The 1220-nt window shown below is 33.9% G+C and carries 2 protein-coding genes; one reads left to right on the top strand and one right to left on the bottom strand.

The features are described from left to right. The coding region (locus E2R66_RS28115) for a TaqI-like C-terminal specificity domain-containing protein (RefSeq protein ID WP_204986010.1) at positions 1-663 on the top strand (663 nt) is incomplete at its 5' end. Here the strand turns inward: E2R66_RS28115 and E2R66_RS28110 are convergent. Next, a partial coding sequence (locus E2R66_RS28110; protein ID WP_204986009.1) for a TaqI-like C-terminal specificity domain-containing protein occupies positions 603-1220 on the bottom strand: 618 nt, incomplete at its 5' end. The genes E2R66_RS28115 and E2R66_RS28110 overlap by 61 nt on opposite strands.

Below are 1220 nucleotides of genomic sequence, written 5' to 3'. Positions count from 1 at the left end.
TTATCCGGCAAAGACATTAAACGTTACCAAATTAATTGGGATAATAAATGGATCATATTTACGAGAAAAGGAATAGATATCGATCAATACCCTAGTATTAAAGAATATCTGAATTCATACTACGAAAAATTAAAGCCGCGCAACAACAATGAACCAACTGGCAGAAAACCAGGACCTTACAAATGGTTTGAAATTCAGGATAATGTAGCCTATTACAAAGATTTTGAAAAGCCAAAAATTGCCTGGGGTAATCTTGCACTTAATGGTCAATTCTCATTGGTAGATGCTGGATACTATATCAATGCACCATCATCGTTTATCGCTACTAATGAAACTTATTTAGTTGGAATATTAAATTCGAAGCTTGCTGATTTTTATATAAAACAGTTAGGTGTAACACGAAATGGAGGTTACTTTGAATATAAACCAATGTTTGTTGAACAACTACCTATACCGGCAATTTCAAAGGATATTCAGATGCAATTGGTGTTATTAATCGAAAAACTATCAGCGTCCCCAAGCCTTAAAAAGCAAATTGAAGAGAAGATTGATGACGTGGTATTTTCTTTATATAATATAACTCTTGAAGAAAAGCAATTAATCTATAAAGATGCATTTATTAATAAGTCGATTTCCTCAGAGGAGAGCTTAAAAATATCATAGATTTCATTATCAAGACTTTTGTAAAGCTTCATGTCAAATGATTCATTTAACAAGTCTACCATACCAGTAATTTTTGATTCTATTTCCTTATCAGGAAATGGTATGCAAATTTGGTCGATATACATTTTGATCCAACGTCTGGTACCCGCCCCGGAAGTCGCTGCGATTTTGTCAAAGTACCATTCACAAAGCCTGGAATTTAAAAATGCTAGTAAATATTTCAAATGGTCGCCAGTCATGAAGAAAATAGTATTATTCAGGTAAAATGCACTCTTGTCAAGTGCAAAATTTGGTTGATCAGTTAGTTCGATCCAAACAATTTTTTCACTTTCAAAATTTTCTAAATAGGCGCAGTTTCTTAGGTTTGACCAATGTTGCCCCTTATCTAATCGTTTTGATAAGGCGTCCTCGTATTTTGATAAATGGTCATAAACCGCCGGATAATCTTGTTTTACATCAACTGGTGGTATTTTCCTTTCCCTGATACCATTGTGGGCGTTAATAATCCATTGATCGGCAAACTGAGCGTTATATTTTTTTATATCTCTGCCACGAAG

The sequence above is a fragment of the Mucilaginibacter psychrotolerans genome (assembly GCF_004519315.1).
Classification (GTDB): domain Bacteria; phylum Bacteroidota; class Bacteroidia; order Sphingobacteriales; family Sphingobacteriaceae; genus Mucilaginibacter; species Mucilaginibacter psychrotolerans.
The sequence above is the reverse complement of the archived record's forward strand: the minus strand, read 5'-3'. Positions and strand labels throughout refer to the sequence as shown.